Raw genomic sequence first — 26,052 nt, forward strand, 5'->3', positions numbered from 1 at the left:
ATGGCCACGCTAAAACGTGGCCATTTTATGTTTCTACTTTTACGCGGGGAGTTACAACGGCGCTATGTCCGTACCACCTAATGATTGATATAGCGTTACCTGAGTAATGAATTGATTGTATCGATTCTCAAGCAAAGACGCTTCTGCGTTTCTGGTGTTTTCCTGAGCATCTAAATAGTCCATGATCGAAGTAGAACCGTACTGGTATCGCGCAGCATAAATCTTCTCAGCGGCACTGGCCGCATCATATTGCTCTTGCAAACGATCAGATTGATACATCAACTTTTCGCGTGCTGACAGTGCGTTCTCCACATCCTGGAATGCGGTGTACAACACTTGGCGGTAATTGACGATAGCCGTTTTGTACTCGACATCCGCAATAGCCTTGTTGTTCTCCATTTCGTTCCATTGCAGAAATGGCAATGTGATGTCTGCTCCTAACGTGCCTACGGGGTTAGAAAGCAAGTCTTTTAATGCCTCTGAAGAACCACCTAGCGCTCCCGTTAACGTCAGCTCAGGTAGGTAATCCAGATCAGCGGCATCTTTGTTTGCCAGAGCAGATTTCACGTCATAAATCGCAGCTTTGACATCAGGCCGACGAATCAACAGATCGGCAGGAACACCTACATTGAGCGACGGAACGCTTTCATCCGGTAACATGCGAATAGTGTCACTCATACTCTGAGGAGGCTGATTGAACAAGATGGCAAAGGCGTTATTCGCCTCTAACAAGCTCTGTTCGAACTCACTCTGCTGCGCTTGCAAACTTGCCAGTGAACTTTTCGCTTCCAGCACATCAAGCTGATCAACCGCACCCAGCTCATACTGCCTTTGAATCAGATTCAGGGTTTGCTGTGCATCATCAATGTTATTTTGGCCAAGTTGCAATCGCTGCTTAAGATAACCAATTTGCCAGTAAAGTGAAGCGGTGGTCGCCACCAAACTTTGAGCTGTGGCTTCGCGATCTTCTTTGCTCGCCATTGCCGCCCATTTTGCGGCATCGATATCAGCAGAGACCTTACCCCACAAATCCAACTCGTAACCGACAGTTAAATTCGTGCTGTAACTGTCACCCGATTCGCCACTATCTAGCCACTTTTCGACCTGAGCAGAGGTCGATGAGCTGAATGTCGGAAACAGATCATCTTTTGCTAATCCTAACTGTAAACGTGCTTTTTTCAGTGTTAGCGTCGCGACTTCCAGATCGTTATTTTCCTGAAGTACTTTATTGATGTAACTGTTGAGGTTTGGGTCATTAAACGCCAGCCACCATGGGTCGATACTGACATCACCAGCGACATGCACCTGCTGCCAGTTTGTCGGCACCTGAACTTCAGGTGCCTGATAGTCAGAACGCATCATCGAGCCACACCCAGCAAGCAAGGCTGCGCCTAATGCGACGGCAAGAAAGCGAGTTATAAATTTTGTTGTATTCGTCATGCTAGTCTCTCGCTAGTGCTTCAATTGGATCGAGTTTTGCGGCGTTACGCGCAGGTAAGAAACCAAACGCAATACCAATCAGAGTCGAACAGATAAATGCCGCAATGATAGAGTTCATCGAATAGATCATTTGGAAACTGCTGCCTGATGAGCTAAACGCGAAGCCAATCAAAAACGCTAAACCAATCCCCGTTATACCGCCGCACAAACAGACCAGTACGGCTTCAATCAAGAATTGCCTGAGAATATCTGCCTGCCTTGCGCCAACCGCCATTCGTACACCAATCTCTTTGGTCCGTTCGGTGACTGATACCAACATGATATTCATCACTCCAATTCCCCCAACGATAAGAGAAATCACCGCAATCGCAGAAATGAGCAGCGTCATCGTGGCCGTCGTCTTCTCGATATTTTGACGAATTGTGTCTGTGTTGATGGTAAAGAAATCTTCCGTGCCATGGCGCATTTTCAGCAAGCTGATGATGCTTTGCTCGGCGGCGCTGCTAGAGGCATTTTCATCAATCCTGACAGTAATGCCATTTAGGTAGCGTTGTCCCATCATACGACCAGACATCGTGGTGTATGGCACCCAGATTTTCAGTGCTTCACTATTACCAAATGCATCATCTTTCTTTTGCGTAACGCCAACAATTCGCACTGGCAGTGAGCCAAGGAATATCACTTCACCAATAGGGCTTCGATCAGCGAACATCTCTTTTCTGGTGTTGTCATCAATTACCGCTTCTTGTGCGAGTGAACTGACACTATCTTCATCCCAAAACTGACCCTGAGCAATCTCATAGCCACGAACGCGGAAATAATCTTCACCCACACCCTCGATGGTTGCCGACGCATCTTGGTTGGCGTATCGAACGGTTAAGCTGTTCGAAATTGAAGGCGTCACACTATCCACAAATGGCAGGCTCTTTAGTGATTCAGCGTCAGCCGCGGTCAGAGTCCGAATTCTTCCTGAGCGTCTGTCACCAAAACCGGTTCCGGGCCTGATATCAATGGTGTTGGTGCCCATAGAAGCAATATTCGACAAAATCTGTTGCTGAGTACCGTTACCGAGAGCGACCACCGATACGACGGATGCAATGCCAATGATGATCCCTAGCATGGTCAAAAACGTGCGCATTCGATGACTGGACATAGCAAGCAGCGCCATTTTTAATGCATCAACGAAACTATCCCACTTCCACCATTTACTGGCATCCTGCTGCGATTGTTTCTTCACTTCTGCCTGAGCATTTTTGGCTTCACTGACGTTTTGTTTATCGGAGATGATCTCCCCATCTTTGATTTCGATAATTCGGTCAGCAAAATTCGCCACATTCATATCATGAGTGACGAGAATGATAGTGTGCCCAAGCTGGTGTAGCTCTTTGAGCAGAGCCATCATCTCTTCACCACTGTGGCTGTCCAGCGCTCCCGTCGGTTCATCCGCCAAAATAACTTCACCGCCATTCATCAGCGCACGCGCGACACTCACGCGCTGCTGTTGGCCACCACTTAATTGGCTCGGTTTGTGAGTCAGGCGCTCTCCAAGCCCCAGCCGTGTCAGCAATGATTTGGCACGCTCTTCTCGTTGACGATGAGGAACACCCGCATACACGGCAGGAACTTCCACGTTACCCACGGCCGTTAAATCGCCAAGCAAATGATATCTTTGAAAGATAAAGCCAAAATATTCACGTCTTAGCTCAGCCAGCTCATCAGACTCCAGCGTCGAAACGTCTTGACCGTTAATGAAATAGCGGCCGCTTGTGGGTTGATCCAGACAGCCCAGTACGTTCATCAGCGTGGACTTACCAGAACCAGAGGCACCAACGATAGCCACCATCTCGCCGCGCTTAATCTCTAAATTGATGTGATTAAGTACGGTAAGTGATTCATCACCGGACACAAAACTCCGGCTTAAGTCCTCTACTTTTAATAGAACTTGGCTCATCTTATAACCCCATTGGAGGTCCAGGACGTCTGCTACTTGACGAACCACCTGCCGTTGCTGTGCCCAATACCACTTGATCGCCTTCCTGCAGGCCAGAAAGAATTTCAACATTCACTTTATTATTGATACCGACTTTAACCGGCTTTTGCACCACTTGGCCGTTTTCCAGAACCGGAACCGTGTAAGCGTTTTTGCCACCCGATTTTTGCAGTACTTGTGCCGGGATAACGAGTGTATCTTGAGATTCTTCCAGAACAATCGAGACTTGAGCCGTCATACCAATGCGCAGAACACCTTGCGGATTATCAACATCAAAAACGGCGTTGTAGTAAATGGCATCACTGTCAGAGATCGTCAAATCGCTGTCATCGCCATCCATAATCGTTGGCCCGGGTTCGATGGCACGTAAGACTCCCTGATATTGCTGATTAGGTTGACCAAGAATTGTGAACACCGCCGTTTGACCGGGATGAACGAAGATAACATCAGCTTCCGAGATTTCAGCTTTTACCGTCATGGTATCCAGCTTGGCAAGTTCGATAATGGTTGGAGTGGTCTGATTGGCGTTGACGGTTTGCCCTTCTTCGACAGAGGTGTAAACCACGGTGCCATCCATCGGAGCGTTAATCGTCGTGTACCCAAGATCGACGTTGGCACTGTCGACATTGATCTTGGCTTTCTCGATTTCCGCGTCGAGCTGTGCTAATTCTGCTTTATAAATTGCCAATGACGCTTCGGCATTTTCAAAATCAGCTCTTGAGCTCGCTTTTGCCGCTAGCATGCCTTTTTGACGCACATACTCGTAGTTTGCCTGTTTGATTTCAGCCTGCTTTGCCTTGTATTGCGCGTTGAGACTGTTCAGAGATGCTTGCGCCTCTTTGAGGCTATTTTGTTGAGTCAGGCTGTCAATTTGGGCAATAAGATCGCCTTGTTTTATCTCGTCACCGAGACTGACCGCCAAACTTTGAATCTGTCCTGAGACCTGAGCACCAACATTAACCAGCTTCGATGCCTGCAACATTCCATTCGCCAAAACGGCTTTTTCAATGTTCCCTTTGCGTACCGTTTCTGTGGCATAAGAAGAGAGTTCTTCCGGAGGTTGTAAAAAGTACACTCCAGCCGCACCAGCGAGAAGAACACCACACAATGCGAGCCATTTTTTCTTGAGTTTCATAAAAGATGTGAAGTAAGTAATCGTTATTATTTTATACTGCGATTTAATCAAGACGTATAGGCAGGTAGTCGTAAAGATAAGTAAAGTATCGTCAAGATTCTTCTCCTCGAAATCTAGATAACCTAGCTAAATTAAGTCGTGAGATGTCCATTCCTGAACTACACTAAGCGATGGATTTACAATAAGAAAATCGGCTTAAGCTGCCCAAGTAAAAACTGGTCTTGTCTTTAAGACAACAGCAGTTTTTGACAGGAAAAGAGCACAGTACCCATCGAATTGAATTAAAAACGTCTAAGTTTATTGCGAGGAAAAGATATGAAACTACTGAAAACCATTTCACTCTGCCTTTTAGCGGCCTGTGCGTCATTTCAATCGGTCGCGAGTGATAGTGATTGGGACAAAATTGCGGAGAAAACCGTAAGCTTTAAATCAGAGACAGACACTGTAAACCCTCTATCTCCGTTTGCGAATGCTCGTTTTAGTCACATAAAGATCAAATGTACGCAAGGTACCGTGAATCTAAAGAGCATTAAAGTCATCATGAAGGACGGCAAAGAAAAAACATTCGACAGTTTGGGTGTTCTCACCAGTGGCATGTCATCACGCAGCCTGAGCCTTCCAACAAAAGATGACGCTAAACTAGATAAGATCGAATTGAATTACGAATCTGTTGGCAATACTGCGCTACAAGTCACTGGTGTGACTAAAAAAGCACATGTGGAAATATTAGGTAAGAAAGTCGACGAATAAACGACATCTCATGTCTGATACAGCGGCACCATGCCGCTGTAAAAATTCAAAAGCAACCAATAGTCGTGTGGAATTAAATGAATTTCTTGAGTTTCGCTAAACCATAAGCGGCAATCGTCACACTGTCTTTGATTCCCCCTTCTATCATCATCTGCTCGAATTCTTCTACAGAGAATGCCAGGGAAATAAGATCTTCTTCTTCACTATCAAGCTTATTGCCCACTTCAGTAAGATCGCTTGCAAAGTAAACGTGGCAAGTCTGATTCAGAAAACCGTAAGCAATAAACTGAGGACCCACGTACTCCATTGCTCCCGCTAACATGCCGGTTTCTTCCCGAAGTTCGCCTTTTGCGAGTTCCAGCGGATCAACATCCGGGCTGGATTCCCAGGCACCTTGCGGGATCTCCCAGCAACGCTGTCCTACGGTATACCGAAACTGTTGAACCAAGTGAATCATTCCATTATCGATAGCAAGTATCGCCGCACAGTCTGGTTTGTCGACAACACCGTAGATGCCTTCCGCGCCACTTGGACGCAAAATTTTGTCTTCACGAACCGTCATCCACTTATTTTGATAGACAATTTTACTGTCGAGCTGCTTGATATCTGACATGGTTATTCCTTGTTTATAAAAGCCTATTTATTGACTCTCTACGCAATCAAAATGTTCTTTAGTTCACTCAATGATTCTACGGTGTAGCTAGGTGCGATACGTTTGTCAACACTTGCGCCGGTGGTGTTCAACCAACAGGTTTCAATGCCAAAATTATTACCGCCCAAAATATCTGAGTGCAGATTATCACCTACCATCAATACACGCGTTTTACATGGGTGACCCATTTGCTGCATGGCGTATTCAAAAATGCCTAAGTCCGGTTTTGCGACACCAACTTGCTCGGAGATCACGATTTGCTCAAAGTAGTCGGTCATCCCGGTACGTTCAAGACGGATAGCCTGCAACTCAGTAAAGCCATTGGTGATGATGCCCATTTTAGCTTTACCTTGTAGCGCTTCCATCAGTTCTTTCGCCCCTGGCAGCAGGCTACAAATGTCAGCCATGGCTTCTAAAAACGCGCTGTTTAACTCTGCGGTAGTCGTGTTGAGCTTTTCTGCCCATTCGGTAAACCGTTTGTGTTTAAGCTCATCCGCTGACACTTTTCCATCTTGATAGTCAACCCATAGTGGCTTGTTTACCGTTTGGTAGTGAGCAAAATCTTGCTCCGTAAAATCTACGCCTTTACGAGAAAACATCAGTTGCAAACCTTTGAAAGCGTCAAAGTGAAACAAGGTCTCGTCAGCGTCAAACAGAATCCAATCGTACTTCATTTTTTCATCCCAAAATTCAAGGTCGTCGATAATCTTATGGGTACATAGTCTAGATTGTTTTCTTCTGGAAGATAATCACTATAATTGGAAATTAATTGTATCCTTTGAATCAACAATGTAAGGAGATTGATGTGAATGCGATAGCCTCCCTGCCGGTATTTGTGGCGGTGGTAGAGTGCGGCAGCTTTTCGCTTGCAGCCAAACAACTTAACCTGACAAAATCTGCCGTCAGTAAGCGCATCAATCAACTGGAAGACGATCTCGGCATTCGTTTACTTAACCGCACCACAAGAAAATTAAGCCTGACCGAAGCGGGCAGACGCTACTTTGAATATGCGTCTCAAGCGGTCAATCTTGCTCAACAAGGTGTCGATGCGGTTTCCGAGTTACAAGGCTCTCCGCAAGGACGGCTTAAAATCACTGTGCCTATGTCATTTGGGGTGCTGCATATCGCGCCTCTAATCAGTGAGTTTCTCTCTCGTTACCCTAAGATCGAAGTGGACTTGAACCTTGAAGATAAGATGGTCGACTTGATCAAAGACGGTTTTGATTTGGGTATCCGCATTGGAGAATTAGCCTCTTCTAACTTAGTTGCCAAGCGTCTCGCACCTTGTAAAAGTGTGCTTTGCGCATCACCCGATTACCTTGCTGAGTTCGGTACTCCGAAAAAGCCAAGTGATCTGGTTGCCCATAACTGTCTGCTGTATTCGTATTTTCGAGGTGGCGTAGAGTGGATGTTCATTAACAACGGCAGTGAGTACCGCGTTTTGCCAAAAGGTAACTTTGTTGTGAATAACAGCGAAGCCATTCGGCAACTTCTGCTGAGAGGTTCTGGCGTTGCGCAGCTACCCACTTTTATCGCATCAAGAGACATCGCTGCTGGTAACCTCAAAGTAGTCATGGAAGATTACGCGCTACCAGAGCACGCCATTTACGCCGTTTTTCCAGAACGTAAACATATGCCGTTAAAAGTGAGGGTATTTATCGACTATATCAGCGAAAAGCTGGGGACTGATTTACCCTACTGGGATCGCTAACTAAGGTTTACGCTAACCTATTCATCAGCACTGAAGTTTCAAATCTGGTGCGCTGTTCTGATATAGTAGGAGCAAAGCTCAGAAGTTAGAAAAAGCGTTAAGAATTAAAGATAAGGCAGAGACTAAAAACAGCTGAAGTTGAGTTTAGTATTTGAAAAATGGGGTGATAAAAATATGGTTACGTCGCGCTCTAAAGCTTCGACTCATAAACAACAAGAAGTACAACGCATTATGGGTTCCTTGTCCAAAGCTATTGCCCAACACAAGCTTAAGCCCGGCCAACGTCTTGTTGAGGCTCAAATCGTTGCAGCATTGGATGCAAACCGAAACCATGTTCAGACTGCGCTACAACGTCTGGCGCTACAGCACATCGTGACCATAGAGCCAAATCGAGGGGCTTGGGTTTCACAGCCAAGTGAAGAAGAAGCCAGGGAAGTATTCGCAGCAAGGCGAGTGATTGAAAGAGGTATTGTTGAGGGCATTTCACCTCAAATCATTGAAGATCGCTGGTCTGAGATTGAAGCGCATATGGTCGCAGAACGAGAAGCGATTAATACCAATGACCGCCGCGCCATTATCAGTGCATTAACCAAGTTCCATAGAATGCTCGCAGATATGTGTGGAAATCAAATATTGATCGAGATGTTCGACAACTTAATGGTGCGCAGTTCACTGATCGTCGCCCTGTATCAGCGTAACGATGTACCATCTTGCCAGCATGACGAACACCAATCCCTTATTGACGCACTAAAGTGCGGTGATGCGCAGCAAGCAACGTCGGTAATGATCGCTCATTTAGATCACTTAGAAGCGGAGCTGGTACTGAGTAGCAGCAAAGATCAAGAACTGGAGCTAAACGAAGCACTTCGCGGATAATCTAAACAGAAAAAGGGAAGTGAACCCTTCCCTTTTTCTGTTTAGCTCGAGATCAAGCCATTACTCGTTCACTACCGTATCTGCAACGGTAGACTGAGGGGGCTTTAACATCGTCTTCTGCCGAGTAAAAGTAACCGCTCCGCTCTTAAGCCCCATACTTGGAGGTTGAATAGTCGCCACCACTTCCGCTTGAGAATTGGCGTCAAAAAACACCACATCCGCAACCTTTCCCACACCAATGCCGTAGTCAGCTAAACGCATGATCTTTGCCGACTCACCGGAAATCCATTCAAAGCACTGACGAAGCTCATTCGGGGTGCCCAACTGCGCTATATTTGCGTACAAATTTGCTTGCCTAACCTGAGACGCATCGCCGTAAGGGGTAAATGGGTTCTCAATATTATTACTTGAAACAGAACAACAGACACCATGAGCACTCAATGGCAAAAGCGGTGCAACCCCTCTTGGCACTAAATGATCATACTCTCTTCCATTTAAAAACAAGTCGGTGCTCGGCAGAGCCGTTAACCGCACACCCGCACTAACCATTTGCTTTGCTATTTCCGCCAGATAATCCGGTTTAAGAGCAGAGAGTTTGGTTACATGCCCAACCGTTACACGGTCTTGATATTCGAACTCTCGAGTCATTTCCAATACATGGGGTAAAGACATGCTGGAACTGTCCAAATCAAAGTCAAGGTGAAAATCCAAATCCACATCGTGCTCGACAGCCAGAGCAAATAACGTTCGTATCTGCTGCTCGGGATCGCTATCGGTATACGGACATCCTCCCAGTACATCTGCACCCTGCTCTAACGCAGACACTAACAGGTCGTGGGTACCAGGGTTATTGTGTAGCCCTTCCTGAGGGAAAACACATAGCTCTAGCGTGATCGCCCAGGCATAGTCTTGTTTTAACTGCTTAATCGCATCAAAACTGGTCAATCCGATCACCGGATCAATTTCTACATGCGTTCGCATGTAGCTAGTGCCTTGAGTGATCGCTTTTTCCAGTACTCGCTTTCCTCTCTGATAAACATCATCGTAAGTGAATGCATGCTTCAGAGCCGCTGTCTGTTCAATCGCTTCCTGGAGTGTTCCTTGCTGTAGCTGACAACGTGAGACGGTACACGCTTTATCAAGATGAACATGAGTTTCTATTAAGCCCGGAAGCATCAGTTGTCCTTTCGCATCAATCACGTTATCCACTTCCAAACCAGAAACGTCGACTTCATTTTGAGACAGAAACTGAACAAAATATCCCTGCTTTATCAGTGCAACCTGGAAAGCATCTTGTCCTTCTAAACGGAAGTTAATCACTGCGGTATCGGCTTTCATTAACTTGCTCCCATGTACGCTTTTTCTAACTCAGAATCGGACAATAGCTGTTCTGCAGTGCCAGATTGCACCACTTTTCCTGTTTCGAGAACGTAGGCACGATCGGCAATCTGTAACGCCAAGTTAGCCATTTGATCAACTAATAAAATGGTTACCCCGTCGTCACGAAGCTGCGCCAGTGCATCATACAGTTCACCGATCATCGAAGGGGCCAGACCAAGTGACGGTTCATCCAACAGCAGTACTCTCGGCTTGGCCATCAAGGCACGACCGACAGCAACCATCTGTTGTTCCCCACCAGAAAGCAATCCGGCAGGACTGTCGATTCTGTCCCGTAAGCGAGGAAAGCGTTGTAAAATGGCTTCGATTTCAGACTCAGGATCGACAGTGTCCTGTCTCGAGTAAGACCCCATCAGTAAGTTGTCTTTCACGGACAATTCACCGAATAATTGACGACCTTCGGGTACCAATGCTAAGCCCCGTTTGGCGATTTGATTAGCATTAAGCTCATGGATATAGCTATCGTCCAAACCGATTGTTCCAGCCCCTGCTTTTTTCAGCCCAGCCATCGCTTGTAAGATACTGCTTTTACCTGCGCCATTCGCACCTAGAATCGCAACACACTCCCCCGGATTGACTTCAACATCGACATCTTCAACCACAGGTGATGCGCCATAATCTATGGTTAGGCCTTTAGTAAATAGTACTGACTCTCTGGTGGCTCGCCATTTTTCAGTTCGTTGTGGCGCTTCATAGTTGGTCGCGCCAAGATAGGCTGCAATGACCTTCTCATTGTTCTGAATCTGTTTTGGTTCTCCCAACGCGATCGGTTTACCAGCATCTAACACCAGAATTTGGTCACTGACTCCCATCACTAACTTCATGTCATGCTCAACCAGAATGACGGCGATACCAAATCTGGCAATGGACTTGATAAGCCCAGCCAGCTGATCCGTATCTTCACGGCTTAATCCTGCGGCAGGTTCATCCAACAGCAGAACCCAAGGACATGTTGCTAATGAACGAGCAATTTCAACCAAACGTCGGTCGACATGAGGTAAATCTTGAGCTGGAGTATTAATCGAACCTCGATAACCAACCAGAGCTAGCAGGTTTAAAGCAAGATCACGCTGCCCTGCTTGTTCCGCATAGAATGGGTGTCCGATACTACCTTGCTGCATTGCCGCGAGGAGATTTTCCAACACAGACATACTGTCAAACAGCTGGCTGGTTTGGTAAGTACGAGAAATACCACAACGAGCGATTCGATGAGCACTCATACCAGCCAACTCTTCATTGAGCTTGACGCTGCCATTATCCGGATTGTAAAAGCCGCTGATCATGTTGAGTACCGTCGTCTTACCGGCACCATTTGGACCGATAATACTGGTTACTTTGCCCAGAGGAGCTTCAAAGCTGACGCCTTGAGCGGCCGCAACACCACCAAAGCTGATACTAATGTCATCAACACGCAATCCATTGAGTCCATTGTCAGCTCGGTCATAAAACGTACCAATCAGGTGACGATTGACCGATTTGGGTGGTAGTTGTATTGAAGTACGACGAAACTTAACGCTGATTTCGCCAAGAAGTCCCCGAGGCGCCCCCCAAAGAACGGCAAGTAAAAGTGCTGCGAAAATAAGCAGACGGTACTCTGCCAACGGAGCAAGAAGTTCTGGCAACAAAACGACAATCGCCGCACCAATGACGGGCCCCCACAATGTGCCAACCCCACCAAGAATCACCACTAATACAAACAAGATCGACTGAGTAAAGGGGAAGGTACTAGGACTGATATACATCATCAGTGGGGGGATCATAGCGCCAGCCAAACCCGCGAACAGCGCTGAGATGGCAAACGCCAGTGTTTGTGTCTGCAGCGGATTAAAGCCTAGCGAACGTGCTGCGATCGGGCTAGATTTTACCGCTCGCATCGCTTTTCCCCATCCACTCGAATAGAGATGTTGGTAGACGAGTAATGACGATCCTAAAATAATCACGCCGATCAACGCCAGTAATCGCTCTGCTTCCAAATCACCGAGCTCAGGCATAGGAATGCCCATTAAGCCGTTTGCGCCCCCGGTGACATCACGCCATTCCATCAAGCCATGATGAACAACAAAAGCAAAAGCGATAGTGACCATGGCCAAATAAGGCCCGCTCACGCGCATAGCCGGTATCGCTAACAAAGCGCCGATACCACCACATACCAAAGCGGCAGACAGCACGGCTAATCCAAACGGTACATCATTTAACAGTAGAAGCGCACTGATGTAAGCACCTATTGCGTAAAAGGCAATATGTCCAAAGCTTATCTGTCCACTCATACCCATTAAAATGTTCAGTCCAACCCCCACTAAAGCAGTGATAACACATAAGGTAAACACCAATAGCGAGTAACTATCGAGTAGGAAACACAAAAGCGAACCTACCAACGTGGCGACTGCGACTAGTAACCACGATTTTGTTCCTGTCAAACTCATACTTTGATCTCCTGACCTCTGACAAACAGTCCATTAGGTTTCACTGCTAGGGCAAAAATAACGAGTGTAAAGGTGATGATCTGTGTAAATGCAGAGCCCAGATAAACGGTTACGATTGCTTCTACCAAGCCAAAAATGATGCCAGCGGTAAACACACCAGATGCACTGGTAATGCCTCCCAAAATAGCAACCGCAAATGCTTTCAGACCGAACAAGGTGCCCATATCCGAATGAACGGCAAATAATGGGGCAATCAAAATCCCAGCAATCGCGGCCAGCACGGTAGACACCGCAAAGCTCGCTGCGACCACGCGCCCAACGTTAATCCCCATCAGTTGCGCTGAATTCGGGTTTTGCACACAAGCCTGAAGTACTTTTCCAAGACGGGTATGACGCACAGCATAGGCAAGCAGCAAAGCGATAATGACGCCAACGATAGGAATGATGATTTGTAAGGCGTAAACACCACTCCCAAACAAATCAATACTGGTCGTCGCAAATGCGTTGCTGAACTGGCGAGGTTCTTTGCCAAATGTAAACAAGACGGCGTTATCAATCAGAATGCCTCCCGCCACCGTCGCCATTAGCCAGGCGTCGGATCCTTTCATAGCAAACGGACGGACGAGAAACCTCTCAATAACTAAACCGTATAGTGCACTCAGCATTAAGGTGATACAAAACGCCATCCAGTAAGGCATTCCCCAAGTAATACACAAGGTATAAGCCAGTACCGCTCCGAGCATCATAGCGCTGCCCTGAGAAAAGTTTACGGTCTTACTAACGATGTAAGTGATATGAAACCCGAGAGCAAGGAGAGCATACATGCTCCCCAGACCTAGCCCGGTAATGATTGCAGCAGTTAACATTGCTTCACGCTCTCCTAACGTTGACCTAGTGACTAACTATTCTTATTGCACAGGAACAATTTGATCGTTTACGAAGTGAGTGAATACATAATCTTTCGCGCCAATCGCATCATGTTGTGTTTCACTGAATGGGCGTTTGAAATCCTTGATTAGCCCCTTGTAGTCATCGATACGATAGTAACCAGAACGAATGTCACTGCCTTTTGTCGAACCGGCATTTTCAATCGCCAGCGCCGTTAGGTGCATCGCATCATAGGCGTTGGCGATCCCCACAGCTGGCGTCACGTCAGCAACTGTTTTTATTTCCGGGAATTTAGCCTGCAACTTGGCAAATACGTCACCACCTTTTCCAGACTGAGTATCGGTAAACGTAAAGGTTTGAATAAAGTGCACGCGATCAGCAGTTGGTCCGGCAAGTTCACCAAAGCGACCACCAGCAGGCCCCCAGTGTGAAACCACAGGAACATCCCAGCCCATACGCTCAAGTGACTTCACTACCTGAGCCGACGGTGCTACGTTAGCGACCATCAACAAAGTGTCGGTGCCTTTCTCTTTCAGTCGAGTGAGTTGCGGAACCAGATCTACGTCACCAGACTCAATTCGTTCGATGCCGGTGTAATCCATACCACGAGCTTCTAGCGCGAGTCGAAACCCTTTCTCATTGGATTCGCCCCATGGGTTATTAATCAGTAGCATACCTGGCTTTTTCATTTCGTATTTATCAATGGCGTACTGCACTAAAGCTTCGTCAACGACTTCATCAACAGCAGAAACACGGAAAACATAGTTCTCTTTGGCACCATTTTTCGTAATCGGTGTCCCAGCAGCCCACACACCCATGAAAGGCATTTTCATTTTGTTTGCCACAGGAACAATGGCCAATGAGACTGGCGTATCCAGCCCGCCAAACAGTACAGAAACATCTTCCTTCTGAATCAATTCGCGGGCGGCCAGTAAACCTTTAGACGGATTACTTTCATCGTCACGACGCACTAGCTCTAGCGGACGTCCAAGTACGCCACCAGCCGCGTTAATTTCATCAATGGCAACTTCTAAGCCTCGTGTTATCGCCTCGCCTGATTTTGCAGACTGCCCAGAAAGTGCTGCGACTAGCCCCACTTTGATCGGTTCAACGGCATAAGCAGAAATAGCGCTTAACGAAAGCACCGTACCAACCCCAACCTTCAATCCTTTATTCACCAATTTCTTCATTGTTAAACGCTTCATAAAATCCCTCTCTTATTGATTGCTAGCTATTGCACAATTATTGCTAGCAATTAAGATGCCAGACGAAAAGCCCTGATTTTCGGTGAATTAACGTAAAAATGTGCACAAAAATGATCCGATTTGGATAAGTTTGCACCAAATGTATACAACAAGGAAAAAGATATGACAGAAGTAGATAAAGCAGTAGAAATCGTGAGTAAGTTTTTAGAGGCGTCAATGATTCCAGATCCAGATACTGCCGCTACCTACATGGATAACGAAGTAAAGATCACGTTTACTGGACGCCGAGAGATGGAAAATGCCCAAGCTATCACAGCATTTAACCAGCAGCGCTATCAGTGGGTAAAAAAGAATATCGTCCAGTATGATGCGATGCAGAAAGAAGATCATTGTGTGGTTTACTCCATCGGCTACTTGTATGGGCAATGGAAAGATGGTCGTCACTTTGACGGTAACCGCTACACCGACCGTTTTGAGGTGCGTAATGGGAAAATCACCAAAATGGATGTACTTAATGACAGCGCTGAGTGGATCCTAACGCCAGAAATAAATCGCGAAAAGGCATAACTCCCCCCTTTCTCAACCACTTAACTAGCCTGCGTTCAGGTTAACTACAATAAAAAAGCCTGCAAATTAAGTAATTGCAGGCTTTTAGCGATAGTTAAAATCATATTTTATAATTAGTGCCAGTTTAAAGCTTAAGAGGTACTAACCCGAGATTAAAATCAAATCCAGTGTTCGGAAAATGCCAAGATTTATTCAAAGAAAGTTATACCGAATTGCATAGTTCAGCAAGAATGGCTTGGCAAAAACTCTCTATTCCGCTGGTTATTTTCCTTGAACTCGAGCCAGTGACAACGCTCTGAATTCAGCATCTTAAAGTCATTTGGTTATATTAAGCGAAGGCTTCACCTGCCTCTTTCGGATCTGAGCCGTACTCATTCCTGCCTCTGTTACCTTCAGTCGCAGCAAAAATAATCAGTACGATCAAACCAAGCAAAGGAATCAAGCCAATCAATACCCACCAACCTGTACGTCCTATGTCGTGTAATCGACGTACGGTAACAGCAATACTAGGAATCAACACAGCGAGCCCGTAAACAGCGCCAATCAAAGCCGTACCTAAAAGGCCATCAATAATTTCTAAAACAATCGTAATCAGAAGGTTGAACAAAAAGAACATCCAATACTCTTTTCTTCTTGCTCTTCCGTTAAACACTGCATATTTCTTTAATACTGCTAAGTACCAATCCATCTCTTTTCTCCCGACTTGGTAAGTTTGCTAACACTAACTATATAGTGCATAACTCATACTTACCTCGACAAATGCAACTTTTTGCACTTAGTCGCAATTTTCAACCATATCTTACTCGGTTGATGGAAGATCGTTTTGAAACTAGTCCTTTTCGTCCAGACGACGAATCAATTTCGCTGGCGTCCCGCCATAAAGGCAATCGGGCGGAACATCACTGTTTACAACTGAGTTTGCGGCAATGACGGATCGAGCACCAATCGTCACCCCTTGATTGATGACGGAGTTACCGCCAATCCATACATCGTCTTCGACAACGATCGGTTTACAAAAGGTTTCCCAGCGTCGGCGACTGCGATAATCCAATGAATGTGAAGCGGTATAAAACTGGGCATTTGGGCCAATCAGGACGTTATTTCCAATGGTAATTTTTGCACCGTCAAGCATAACCACATTCATGTTGATAAAGGTCTCTTCACCAATTTCAATGGTTTTACCAAACTCGCAGTGAAACGGAGCTTGAACAATACACAACCCAGCTTTACCAAACAGTTGCTTTTGCAACGCGTCACGCTGACTTTCATCGGTATTGTTGTTAAACGCGCGCAATGCATGAGTGGCGTGCGTCCTAATGGCATCGATTGATTCATCCATACCATTAAACACTTGGCCAGACATCATTTTCTCTAATTCTGTCATTGGAAAACCCTACTACTTAAAACACCACTCACCGTACGTGATTTCAGAAATAAAAAAAGAGAAAAGACGACGCTTTTCTCCTTCCTGTTTTCTGATTTTTGGCGTTATGCGGGGTTAAACAATTTCCCAGCTATGGGTCATCTCAACGCCTTCTCCAAGCATCAAACAAACTGAGCAATATTTTTCGAGGGAATCTGCCGCAACTTGAGCAACAACTTCTGGATTAAGATCTTTGCCAGACACTTCAAAGTGGATATTCACTTTGGTAAAAATACGCGGTGCCGTTTCGCGACGCTCTGTGGTTAACTTCGCGTTGACCGACTCAACCTTTTGCTCTGCAGATTTTAAGCCATCTACAACGTCGACAGAGCTACAACCGCCCGCCGCCATTAGTACCATTTCCATTGGGCTTGGAGCCGTAGCGCCACCATTCCCGTCCATCACGACAGAATGGCCAAACTGAGACTGACCTAGGAATTTAAAATCTTCGACCCATTTAACTTCTGCTTGCATGGTTTACCTCATATTGCATCGTTCGTTAACACCCTCGTATCAAAGAGCAGGTATGTTTCGTGCCGATACTCTATCTTTGTTAGAAAAAAGGACAACGTAATTTTCAAGATTCGTGCAATTTTTTCGCTCTGTTACCTTTCTATTTACGTAACAGTTGAGAAATTAATTATAGAGGATGCTATGAAGACGTTATCTAAGTTAATAATCGGATTCTCTTTCGGGCTGCCAGTCTTGTTCCTACTACTCAGTACGGTAAGCAGCGCGGATACGATGAGCAAAACGAACACATCGGAAAAAGTAGAGGTTGCGACACTTGCGGGCGGCTGCTTTTGGTGTACAGAGTCAGATTTAGAGCAACTAACCGGTGTGTTGGACGTGGTTTCTGGTTATTCGGGTGGTCACGTTAAAAACCCAACCTACAAACAAGTGTCTTCGGGTAAGAGCGGGCACATTGAAGTGGTCGAGGTGAAATACGATCCAAGCGTGGTGAGCTACGAGCAAGTTCTGGACTACTTTTTCAGACACATCGATCCGACCGACGATAAAGGTTCGTTTGTTGATCGCGGTCCTCAATATCGCCCAGCGATTTTTTATCACAATGCGCAGCAAAAGCAGATTGCTGAAGACTTCATGATGGAAATCGACAAAGCGATGATTTACCCAAAACCGCTGAAAACTGAGTTAATCAAATTTGAGAAGTTTTATCCTGCCGAGACGTACCATCAGGACTATTACAAAAAGAGCAGGTTGAAATACAAGTACTACCGTTACGCTTCGGGACGAGATCAGTACCTGGATGACGTGTTCGGCGATGATCGTAAAGAACGTCCGAAAACCCTTCGCCAACTTATCGAAGAAAAAAAGCTGTTGTCGAAGGTCAAAGCTTACAACAAACCTACCCAAGCTAAAATCAAGTCTACACTGACGGAATTACAATATTACGTCACACAAGAAGAAGGGACAGAAAAGCCGTTTGATAACGAGTATTGGGATAACAAAAAAGCGGGTATTTACGTGGATATTGTCACAGGTGAACCGCTATTTTCTTCAACCGACAAATACAAGTCCGGCACCGGTTGGCCAAGCTTTACTAAACCAATCAATCCCGGATACATCGTGGAAAAAACCGATTACAAGCTGTTGTATCCGAGAACAGAGGTGCGCAGTAAATTCGGAGACTCACACCTTGGTCATGTGTTTGAGGACGGACCAAAACCAACCGGCCTGCGTTACTGCATGAACTCTGCTGCGATGAAATTTGTTCCTGTAAATAAAATGGCGCAGCAAGGTTACGGCGATTACTTGTATCTTTTCAAATAGTGGGAAAAGTATGAAGGGGTTTAAAGCGCATTTACCGACGAAAACCTGCCCTATCTGTAAACGGCCGTTTTCCTGGCGCAAAAAATGGCAACGAAATTGGGCAGAAGTGGTTTATTGCTCAGAGCGCTGTCGCCGTAGTAAGTCCTCACTAACGGCGTCGTAGTAAAAAGATGTTACCAAGGTAAACTCTCCCCATCATACGCCCAAAACGCCCCGCTCTCTTGCGGGGCTGCTTTTTCTATCAACCGAATCAAATCAGACGCGACTCGCTGTGGAGTAAAAAGCTTATTTGAAGGCACATTCGCCTGAAAAGGTGCAGATAGAGGCGTATCCGTCGTACCGGGGTGAAGCGCTAAAACCACGCCATGCTTTACCGTGCGACGCCACTCAATCGACATGGTTTTAAGAAACATATTGAGCGCGGCCTTGGAAGCTCGGTAGCTGTACCAGCCGCCAAGTTGATTGTCACTGATGCTGCCAACCTTTGCCGATATTGAAGCAAATTTTGGCGAGTGGCTGCGTTTTAAGGCAGGAGTGAAATACCTTGCCAACAGCATAGTTGGCAAGGTATTAACCGCGACCGATTGAAGAAAAAACTCGGCGTCGAGAGAACTCAAATTCTTTTCTGGCCCTTTGTCCTTGATATGCAGCATGCCAATGCAGTTAATCACCCAATCGACCTCGCAGACAGACTCACTCAAGCTTCTTATTTGAGATTCATCGCTGACATCTACTTGATGCCAAATCACTCCACTTTGATGAACGTCTGGCTTTTGTCGACGATAGGTAGCATGAACCTCCGCAGTCGGAAATCGTCTTCCTATTTCTTGCACTATCGCCCACCCGATTCCACCATTTCCACCAGCAACCAGAATTTTCATTACAAGTTCTCCAAGTCTGATATGTATTGCTCAGCAGTATCCAGAATGGCTTGACGTTGCGACTCTTCCATATTGTCCCACGAACGGAAAATCATCCCGATTCGCGGATTGCTGGCTAAGCGCTTCTCGTGTTTGTGCATAAAGCGCCAGTACAAACTGTTAAATGGGCATGAGCCTTCTCCGCTGCGAGCTTTGTTGTTGTAATGGCAGTTTTTGCAATAGTCACTCATTTTATTAATGTAGGAGCCACTGGCGGCGTAGGGCTTAGTGCCAACAATGCCACCATCGGCGAACAAGGCCATCCCCCGGGTGTTGGGCATTTCCACCCATTCAATCGCATCGACGTATATACCAAGGTACCATTCATCCACTTGGTCTGGATCTATCTCTGTCAGCAAACAAAAATTACCCGTGATCATCAAACGCTGGATGTGGTGTGCGTAGGCGTAATCAAGTGACTGTCCAATCGCATTACGCATACAAGCCATTTTCGTTTCACCACTCCAAAAGTAGCCGGGCAGTTGGCGTGACGCCCCAAGCTCATTTTTCTGCGGATACTGTGGCATATTCGCCCAATAAATGGCGCGTATGTACTCTCGCCAGCCTAAAACTTGACGAATAAAGCCTTCGACCTGAGAAATATCGATATTGGGGTTCGCCTCAAAGGCACGAAGCGCAGCATCAATCACTTCCTTCGGATGCAGTAATTTACTGTTCATCGAAAAAGACAATCGACTGTGGTAAAGGCTCCACTTCGCATCATGCTCGCCCGTCATGGCGTCCTGAAACCGTCCAAACAAAGGGAGGCAGACCTGACAGAAATGCGCCAGAAGAGATAAGCTCTGAGTACGGTTAACTGGCCACAACAGAGTTGCGTCGAGTTTGCCTATCGTCTGGATATCGTGTCGTTTTAAGCGCGCAATAATCTCATCCACATTTAAGCTGAACATCAGCGGATTAGGCAGTTGTTCGATGTCTTTTGCTTTGAGTTTATTGCGATTGTTGGCGTCGTAATTCCACTTTCCACCCCAAGGTTTGCCGTCTTGCATCAAAATATTGAAACGCTTACGCATGCGGCGATAAAAGTGTTCCATCGTGACGTGCTTCCCTTTCGGAAACTGCGGCTCTATTTCCTCAAATGGCAGTAAAAAGTGCTCAGTATCGACAAAACGCGTAACCACGCCTTCTAGTTTTACATTCGCTAACTGTTCCAATAGCCGGTATTCATCCGGTCTTTGATACTCAAACTTAATCGCACCCACTTCTTTAACGTAGTGCTTTAACAATTGCTCTAGGTTCTCAAAAGGCTGGGTGTCATCTAAAGTCAAATACAATACATGATGGCCTTCACTCTGTTTTTCTTTCGCAAACTGCGCCATCGCAGAGAAAAATGCACATACTTTTTGTATATGATGCGTCACATAAGTATTTTCCTGCTTCAGTTCAGCTATCAGAAAAAGTACGTTGTCATCCACTTGCTGAAACCATGAATGCTCACTATTGAGCTGATCACCCAGTATCAGTCTAACTGTCTCATATCGCATCTATCATTCCTTATGCGAATAATTATTGCTTCTAGTCATTGGTTTGGGTTTTCTGCCTTTTAAATTATCAATAATTACCCTAATCACTCATTTTTGTATAAAGCATTCAAATATTTAAAGCGATACTTTCCATTTTCCGCTACTCTAAGACTAATTCCATTTTGTTACTTTCATCTCAGAAATGACTGACGAGTTTAAGAAATCAACCGCTAACTTAAAAAAAGCGGTGCCACTAATGATCAAAAACTACGTAGCAGCAACTCCAGCTAACTACGCGCTTTGGTATACCTACGTGGATAACGCCATTCCAGATCTCAATCTAGAGATGGATACGGTGTTAAAAAGCTACGATGTTTGTCCGCCAGCTGCCACGAAGAATCTCTATAAGCGTTATGTGGCAAATAAAGCGGAAACCAGTCTTGACGATCTAAGAAACAATATAGAAGTGTTGTTGAACGAAATATCAAGTTCAATGGATGATACGATTTCAGATACCTCCACATTTTCAGACATGGTAGACAAGAGCGTCAACAAGCTAGAAAAAGTTCAAGATAACAATGTGAGCATTGAGGAAGTCATGAACGCCGTCCATCAGTTCGTAGAGGATGCGCATGAGATTCGTCATTCAACTAAGTTTTTAAATAGTCAGCTCACCAACGCCAGTGAAGAGATTTCTCGCCTCAAAACCCAACTGGCAGAAGTACAGAAAGACGCCTTATTTGATGGGCTATCCAACCTCTACAACCGTCGCGCTTTTGATTCAGATCTCGCCGCGTTAGTCGATGCAAATCAGTCGATGAGTCTGATAATGCTTGATATCGACCATTTCAAAGAATTTAACGATTGTTATGGCCACCTTTTCGGTGACAGCGTTCTTAAATCGATTGCTCGACGACTGCAACAGAGCTGTCGTGATGGAAGTTGTGCTTATCGTTTTGGCGGTGAAGAGTTTGCGTTAATTGTACCGAACAAATCGCTGCGTATTGCACGTCAATATGCTGATACGCTGCGCCGTATGATTGAAAAACTACGAGTAAAAGATAAACGCACGGGCACTCAGGTTCACAGCATAACAGCGTCGTTTGGTGTGGCAGAATTTGAACCCGGAGAGACAGCGGAATCTCTGGTTTCCAAAGCAGATAAGCAACTTTATGATGCCAAGATGTTAGGTCGAAATCGAGTCATGCCTATCTAGCATCAAAGCGTGCAACAAATGTGCGACGGCTTTACCTTGCTCGCTTTAAAAACAACAAACCCTGCATATTGTGCAGGGTTTTGTTTATCTGGCTTATTCAGAAGATTAGTCTACGTTGTAGCAGTAGCTCAGAACGTAATCTTCACCATTTTTAGCCGTGTATTCTTTGTCTTCACTGCAAGCCATCGGCTTACCTTTCTTGTCACCTTTAACCAGGCTAATCCAGTGACGCATTGCCGTTGGCGCATTACCAGTCAGTTCAGGGTTAAACGTGATGCGGGTTTCTAACTGAATGTCATCAATGTCCATCAGTTCAACACATCCCGTACCTTTGTGACAACCGAACATTACTTCAACATGGTTACCTGACTCATCTTTAAGCAAAATCGATTTAGGATCTTCTTTCTCACCAGTGTACGCCACAAAATGTTTCGGACTTGCCAGACCGCTGTGAGAGCCGTCTTTGAAGTAAGCTAGTACATGACGGTAATCAATTACGTAGCTTGATACGTCTTGGTGTGACCCGTTCTCCAAAGGGAACATACGGTCTAGTAGTTGCTTAGCTTTTACTTGTTTTTCGCTCTGTTGCTCAGCACTTACCGCTTCGACGGCAAATACAGCTTCAGCGATAAATGGGCGTTGTTGTTGTTGCATTTCTTTATTATCGAAGTTCAGCATATTCATCGTCATATCCTCGCACTAAAAACTCGTCCTAGAGTACTTACTTAATTCTGTTGTTTAAGTTTCAGACAATTCTGTGAAGTTGATGGTTAATTTCCTTGTCTGCTTAGTATGTAGACTAGCGAATAATTTACTACAATTTCACAACAAAAATTTTACAGTGTGAATTTTACAAAAATGTCTGTGTCAAAAAGCTTAATTCGTCAGTCTCATTTTCTCGGAACGAAAATACGTAACCTGAGAAAAAACAACCATTTAACCATGGAAGATTTGTCTGCTCGCTGTGTAAGGATCAATCCAGAGTACGCGCCTTCGGTTTCTTACCTTTCTATGATTGAACGTGGAAAACGTGTCCCGAGCATCGATATGCTGGAAGTGATCGCGGAAGTTTTCCAAAAAGATCCCGCTTGGTTTTTAGATGATGAACCGGAACTCGAAGCTATTACCCCGAATAAAGGTAACCGTGGTGGTATTAGTGGCATGGCGCTGGAGCCAAGTTTCCTGTTTTCTAATGATATTCTTCAGATTGCGATTCCTGAAATGCTCTCCCAAACAGGAATTACAGGACGCCAGTTTGCTCACTTACTGATTCGAGCTCACCAAGAGAATCATCAGAACCACTTTCCTGATCTAGAGCGAGCGGCTGAAGAAGTCGGTCTTAAACGCTTGAACCTTTCGGTCGAAGACTTGATCGATATTGCCAAGAGCATGGGGCTCGACATCCGATGGGTAGACCGAGCACCTCAAGATGTGATCGATGAGCTTGGCGTGAGTGCTAAACAGTTGATCACCTCGTTTATGGAAGCGCCAGGGACGATTTATCTCAACAAGCGAATGCGCGATTACCCGACCAGACTGAAATATGATCTGGCGGTCTACATTGGTCACCGAGTTCTGCACAGTAGTGATGCGATGAACAACGTACTCACCATTGGGCATCAGAACAACTGGGAGCAAATGGACAGCCCAATGTCCAACTCGGAACTGAATTCACAAGATATTCTGCAGGCTTGGCGTGATTTTGAATCGAGCTTCTTTGCGGGTGCGCTGCTGTGCCCTAAAGTACCGTTTCGTCAATTGCTCGACCGCTCTGGATACGAAATCGACGTACACAAAAAAGCCGGGGTTTCTCCTTCTGTGGCCATGCGCCGAATGACGGTGGTTTCACCTTACCCGCATTGGCATTATTTTGATGCCTACGGCCCAGGAAAGCTCAAAGCGGTATATCGAGGGAATGGTATTCCTTTACCGTGGGGCAACATGCGCAAAGTAAACGATCCTTGCCAACATTGGGCGGTGTTCCGCCGTTTAGCGCAGCCACTGGATACCAGCTCGGCTCAAATCTCGATTCTTAATGTCGGTGATGAACCACGCATTTACTGCTGTGAGTCAGTCAATGTATTTGATCCGGCAGGGAACAACCGCGTGTTATGCGCTGGTATCGATTTAAATCCAGCGATCACTGCGCAAGGTGGCGATGCCGTTTCTATCGCAGAAGAGTTGAAGTCCCTGTGTGTGGCGTCAGGTGGCAGTAGTGTTATTCCGACACACATCAAAAAGGATTTAACGACCATCGCCAAAATTTTAAATATTAACTGGATAGAGCGTGGAATACAGACTCAGGCAAGACTGATCTGCTCGAGAGGTGCGGTTTGTCCAAGACAGCCAAGTTGTTACAGCAAGTGTGGTGAAGCAGATCAAACAGGAGATGAGGTGAACATTCTCAACCTCTAGAAAGAAAAAACGCCAATCACAATAATCGTGATTGGCGGTATATACTTGTGAACAAATTGCATTCACTAACAACGTCAGTTGGCTAGGTGACCCTCGGCTTAATAAGGGTCACTTATATACAAGCACGATGCGTGCCAACTTTTAAATCCCGTATTTTAAACGATCCAGATGCATATCGTTGTTTTATTAACCAGGATTTTTGCAAATTGCAATTGCAAAACGCAACGCAATGCAAATATGCTACCAACCGCATTGCTACTAATTACTTTCTCAAAAAGAACACCGCCCAACCAAGCAGCGAAACCACAGTGATCGCCAGGTCTTAAAACGAGAACGGCTTCCGATTAGCCTAATTTAGCTTTAGCCGCTTGATGCTTACCATGCTTGTGTTGATACATTCTTTCGTCGGCAATTTTCAACATTTGTTCTGGCGAGGTCATTCCAGGTTCAAACATCGCGTAACCCATACTCACATGCAGTTTAATGAATTCCTGCCCGTAAATGACCGGAGCCGTGCAAATCGCTGATTCGATTTTCTGTAGTAAAGCCAACAAGCTCTGCTCTGATTTTGGGTTATAAACGACAACTAAAAATTCATCTCCCCCCATGCGAGCAACCATATCAGAACGACGTAAACTGCCTTTAATGCGTTCCGCTGTCTCTCGTAAAACGGTATCGCCAGCATCATGACCATGCGTGTCATTGATGTGCTTGAAGTGGTCGAGGTCGATGTTCACCAAAGCAAAGTGGTATCGTTTTTTATAGCGCTTAGCGAGCTCAAACTGCTGCTTATAGGACTGCATGAAATAACGACGATTTGGCAATTTTGTCAGCTCATCATGTAAGGCACGAGTGTCGGCGATGATATACAGACGATAAATAACAATAAACGTAACGCTCAAAGCCAACAAAGCCGAATAGCCAAGAATTCTAACCACATGGAATTCGTACCACGGCAGTTGCTGTTCCAATGTATCACTTGAGAATACGGATAAACTCCAGCTTCCAAAAGGGAAGTAAACCGTCTCTGTCGCGTACCTTGTCTTTGATAAATTCGGCACCCCAAAAAAGATATCGCCAGATGCACCACTACTGTCATAGCCTCTTATCGTCAAAGGATAACGATGAGAAAACTCGAGAATGCCTGTTTCTTTCAGCAAACTATCAAAATCGATAACCGCGCTGATAACGCCCCAATAATCACTATTTGTTGGCGGATCTCGAAATACAGGAACTCGAACAATCAACCCTCGCCCACCCTGCACCAGCGTAACGGGCCCCGCGATGAATATCTCTTGAATCTCTCTGGCTTTTTTCACTTGCGCCCATTGCTCCGGAACTGTTCTATAATCCAGCCCGAGCGCACTCTCATTACCTTTGAGTGGGAACATATGATTTATAACGTCATTTTTTGCGATACCGATGGCATCAATATTCTTACTTTTATTCAGAATACGTTCTGCGGCAATACCTAACTCGCGCGCACCACTTTCAGGTAGCAATGTCACTAACGTACCTAAAGTGCTGGCTTGGTAAATGTCGGCCATAAGGCCTGCCTCCAGGTTGGATCGGAGGATAGAAAGTTGATCTTTGGCTTCAGCGAGTAATTGCTCTCGGTTATGTTCTTTTTGGTTTTGATGTAATAGTTCAACAACTCCGACAAACAAAACGAAAAAAATCAGGAAGAATAAGGCAAAGTAATACTGTTTCTTGGGAAAGTGGCGCATTGGCTCCCCACTATCTCGCATACCGCTGCGAGACGCTT

General features: G+C 45.6%; 24 protein-coding genes. 8 read left to right on the forward strand and 16 right to left on the reverse strand.

Features of this window, described 5'->3' with window-relative positions; genetic code table 11:
• Nucleotides 1-51: 51 nt before the first annotated feature.
• Genes VER99_RS17785 through macA form a run of 3 tightly spaced genes read right to left on the reverse strand, consistent with a single transcriptional unit; the run spans nt 52 to nt 4,565 of the window.
• On the reverse strand, nt 52-1,440 hold the full coding sequence (locus VER99_RS17785; RefSeq protein WP_020334361.1) for an efflux transporter outer membrane subunit: 1,389 nt from the start codon (nt 1,438-1,440) through the stop codon (nt 52-54).
• Between the two features lies 1 nt (nt 1,441).
• Complete coding sequence (locus VER99_RS17790; RefSeq protein ID WP_020334360.1) at nt 1,442-3,391, reverse strand: MacB family efflux pump subunit; 1,950 nt, start codon at nt 3,389-3,391, stop codon at nt 1,442-1,444.
• Nucleotide 3,392: 1 nt separating this feature from the next.
• On the reverse strand, nt 3,393-4,565 hold the full coding sequence (gene macA / locus VER99_RS17795; RefSeq protein WP_020334359.1) for a macrolide transporter subunit MacA: 1,173 nt from the start codon (nt 4,563-4,565) through the stop codon (nt 3,393-3,395).
• A gap of 315 nt (nt 4,566-4,880) precedes the next feature.
• On the opposite strand from macA, the gene VER99_RS17800 reads away from it, so the two are divergent.
• Entirely contained in the window at nt 4,881-5,315 is a 435-nt protein-coding gene (locus VER99_RS17800; RefSeq protein ID WP_014233569.1) for a hypothetical protein, read from the forward strand.
• Between the two features lie 73 nt (nt 5,316-5,388).
• Here VER99_RS17800 and VER99_RS17805 read toward each other — a convergent pair whose 3' ends face one another.
• Both VER99_RS17805 and yjjG read right to left on the reverse strand, forming a co-directional pair.
• The gene (locus VER99_RS17805; protein WP_020334358.1) at nt 5,389-5,928 is read right to left on the reverse strand and encodes an NUDIX domain-containing protein; all 540 of its coding nucleotides are present in this window, start codon (nt 5,926-5,928) and stop codon (nt 5,389-5,391) included.
• Nucleotides 5,929-5,966: 38 nt separating this feature from the next.
• Nucleotides 5,967-6,641 carry a pyrimidine 5'-nucleotidase gene (gene yjjG / locus VER99_RS17810; protein WP_020334357.1) on the reverse strand — a complete coding sequence of 225 codons (675 nt, stop codon included), beginning with the start codon at nt 6,639-6,641 and terminating at the stop codon, nt 5,967-5,969.
• A gap of 131 nt (nt 6,642-6,772) precedes the next feature.
• On the opposite strand from yjjG, the gene VER99_RS17815 reads away from it, so the two are divergent.
• Both VER99_RS17815 and VER99_RS17820 read left to right on the forward strand, forming a co-directional pair.
• Nucleotides 6,773-7,678, forward strand: coding sequence for a LysR family transcriptional regulator (locus VER99_RS17815; RefSeq protein ID WP_020334356.1), 906 nt, complete (start codon nt 6,773-6,775; stop codon nt 7,676-7,678).
• 174 nt (nt 7,679-7,852) lie between these two features.
• Nucleotides 7,853-8,554 (forward strand): GntR family transcriptional regulator, encoded by a 702-nt coding sequence (locus VER99_RS17820; protein WP_014233565.1) that lies wholly within the window; start codon nt 7,853-7,855, stop codon nt 8,552-8,554.
• A gap of 60 nt (nt 8,555-8,614) precedes the next feature.
• Here the strand turns inward: VER99_RS17820 and VER99_RS17825 are convergent, their stop codons facing one another.
• Genes VER99_RS17825 through VER99_RS17845 form a run of 4 tightly spaced genes read right to left on the reverse strand, consistent with a single transcriptional unit; the run spans nt 8,615 to nt 14,468 of the window.
• Entirely contained in the window at nt 8,615-9,892 is a 1,278-nt protein-coding gene (locus tag VER99_RS17825) for an amidohydrolase family protein (RefSeq protein WP_020334355.1), read from the reverse strand.
• Nucleotides 9,892-12,375 (reverse strand): branched-chain amino acid ABC transporter ATP-binding protein/permease, encoded by a 2,484-nt coding sequence (locus tag VER99_RS23020; protein WP_020334354.1) that lies wholly within the window; start codon nt 12,373-12,375, stop codon nt 9,892-9,894. The genes VER99_RS17825 and VER99_RS23020 overlap by 1 nt, the downstream gene beginning before the upstream one ends.
• On the reverse strand, nt 12,372-13,241 hold the full coding sequence (locus VER99_RS17840; protein ID WP_020334353.1) for a branched-chain amino acid ABC transporter permease: 870 nt from the start codon (nt 13,239-13,241) through the stop codon (nt 12,372-12,374). The genes VER99_RS23020 and VER99_RS17840 overlap by 4 nt, the downstream gene beginning before the upstream one ends.
• 42 nt (nt 13,242-13,283) lie before the next feature.
• Complete coding sequence (locus VER99_RS17845) at nt 13,284-14,468, reverse strand: ABC transporter substrate-binding protein (protein ID WP_020334352.1); 1,185 nt, start codon at nt 14,466-14,468, stop codon at nt 13,284-13,286.
• 162 nt (nt 14,469-14,630) lie between these two features.
• Here VER99_RS17845 and VER99_RS17850 point away from each other — a divergent pair, with 162 nt between their 5' ends.
• A complete protein-coding gene (locus tag VER99_RS17850) occupies nt 14,631-15,035 on the forward strand; it encodes a nuclear transport factor 2-like protein (RefSeq protein ID WP_014233560.1) in 405 nt (134 codons plus the stop codon).
• 328 nt (nt 15,036-15,363) lie between these two features.
• Here VER99_RS17850 and VER99_RS17855 read toward each other — a convergent pair whose 3' ends face one another.
• The 3 genes from VER99_RS17855 to VER99_RS17865 all read right to left on the reverse strand — a co-directional run bounded on the left by VER99_RS17855 (nt 15,364) and on the right by VER99_RS17865 (nt 16,932).
• Nucleotides 15,364-15,723 carry a DUF805 domain-containing protein gene (locus VER99_RS17855; protein WP_014233559.1) on the reverse strand — a complete coding sequence of 120 codons (360 nt, stop codon included), beginning with the start codon at nt 15,721-15,723 and terminating at the stop codon, nt 15,364-15,366.
• Nucleotides 15,724-15,864: 141 nt separating this feature from the next.
• Nucleotides 15,865-16,419 carry a sugar O-acetyltransferase gene (locus tag VER99_RS17860; protein ID WP_020334349.1) on the reverse strand — a complete coding sequence of 185 codons (555 nt, stop codon included), beginning with the start codon at nt 16,417-16,419 and terminating at the stop codon, nt 15,865-15,867.
• Between the two features lie 114 nt (nt 16,420-16,533).
• Nucleotides 16,534-16,932 (reverse strand): OsmC family protein, encoded by a 399-nt coding sequence (locus tag VER99_RS17865; RefSeq protein WP_020334348.1) that lies wholly within the window; start codon nt 16,930-16,932, stop codon nt 16,534-16,536.
• Between the two features lie 180 nt (nt 16,933-17,112).
• Here VER99_RS17865 and msrB point away from each other — a divergent pair, with 180 nt between their 5' ends.
• Nucleotides 17,113-18,252 (forward strand): peptide-methionine (R)-S-oxide reductase MsrB, encoded by a 1,140-nt coding sequence (gene msrB, locus VER99_RS17870; protein ID WP_020334347.1) that lies wholly within the window; start codon nt 17,113-17,115, stop codon nt 18,250-18,252.
• Nucleotides 18,253-18,262: 10 nt separating this feature from the next.
• A complete protein-coding gene (locus VER99_RS17875; RefSeq protein WP_014233555.1) occupies nt 18,263-18,415 on the forward strand; it encodes a DUF2256 domain-containing protein in 153 nt (50 codons plus the stop codon).
• Nucleotides 18,416-18,425: 10 nt separating this feature from the next.
• On the opposite strand, the gene VER99_RS17880 is transcribed toward VER99_RS17875, so the two are convergent.
• Nucleotides 18,426-19,133: an SDR family oxidoreductase gene (locus tag VER99_RS17880; RefSeq protein ID WP_020334346.1), complete on the reverse strand. Its 708-nt coding sequence runs from the start codon at nt 19,131-19,133 to the stop codon at nt 18,426-18,428.
• Nucleotides 19,133-20,677 carry a cryptochrome/photolyase family protein gene (locus VER99_RS17885; RefSeq protein WP_020334345.1) on the reverse strand — a complete coding sequence of 515 codons (1,545 nt, stop codon included), beginning with the start codon at nt 20,675-20,677 and terminating at the stop codon, nt 19,133-19,135. Before VER99_RS17885 ends, VER99_RS17880 begins: the two co-directional genes overlap by 1 nt.
• 181 nt (nt 20,678-20,858) lie before the next feature.
• Between VER99_RS17885 and gefA the strand changes: the two genes are divergently transcribed.
• Nucleotides 20,859-21,872, forward strand: coding sequence for a diguanylate cyclase GefA (gene gefA / locus VER99_RS17890; RefSeq protein WP_020334344.1), 1,014 nt, complete (start codon nt 20,859-20,861; stop codon nt 21,870-21,872).
• A 105-nt stretch (nt 21,873-21,977) separates the two neighbouring features.
• On the opposite strand, the gene VER99_RS17895 is transcribed toward gefA, so the two are convergent.
• Nucleotides 21,978-22,556: an aldolase/citrate lyase/malate synthase family protein gene (locus tag VER99_RS17895; RefSeq protein ID WP_014233551.1), complete on the reverse strand. Its 579-nt coding sequence runs from the start codon at nt 22,554-22,556 to the stop codon at nt 21,978-21,980.
• Nucleotides 22,557-22,730: 174 nt separating this feature from the next.
• On the opposite strand from VER99_RS17895, the gene VER99_RS17900 reads away from it, so the two are divergent.
• A complete protein-coding gene (locus VER99_RS17900) occupies nt 22,731-24,287 on the forward strand; it encodes a DUF3612 domain-containing protein (RefSeq protein WP_014233550.1) in 1,557 nt (518 codons plus the stop codon).
• Between the two features lie 344 nt (nt 24,288-24,631).
• On the opposite strand, the gene VER99_RS17905 is transcribed toward VER99_RS17900, so the two are convergent.
• The gene (locus VER99_RS17905; RefSeq protein WP_024373024.1) at nt 24,632-26,014 is read right to left on the reverse strand and encodes a diguanylate cyclase; all 1,383 of its coding nucleotides are present in this window, start codon (nt 26,012-26,014) and stop codon (nt 24,632-24,634) included.
• Nucleotides 26,015-26,052: the final 38 nt, after the last annotated feature.

Source organism: Vibrio natriegens NBRC 15636 = ATCC 14048 = DSM 759, assembly GCF_035621455.1.
Taxonomy (GTDB): domain Bacteria; phylum Pseudomonadota; class Gammaproteobacteria; order Enterobacterales; family Vibrionaceae; genus Vibrio; species Vibrio natriegens.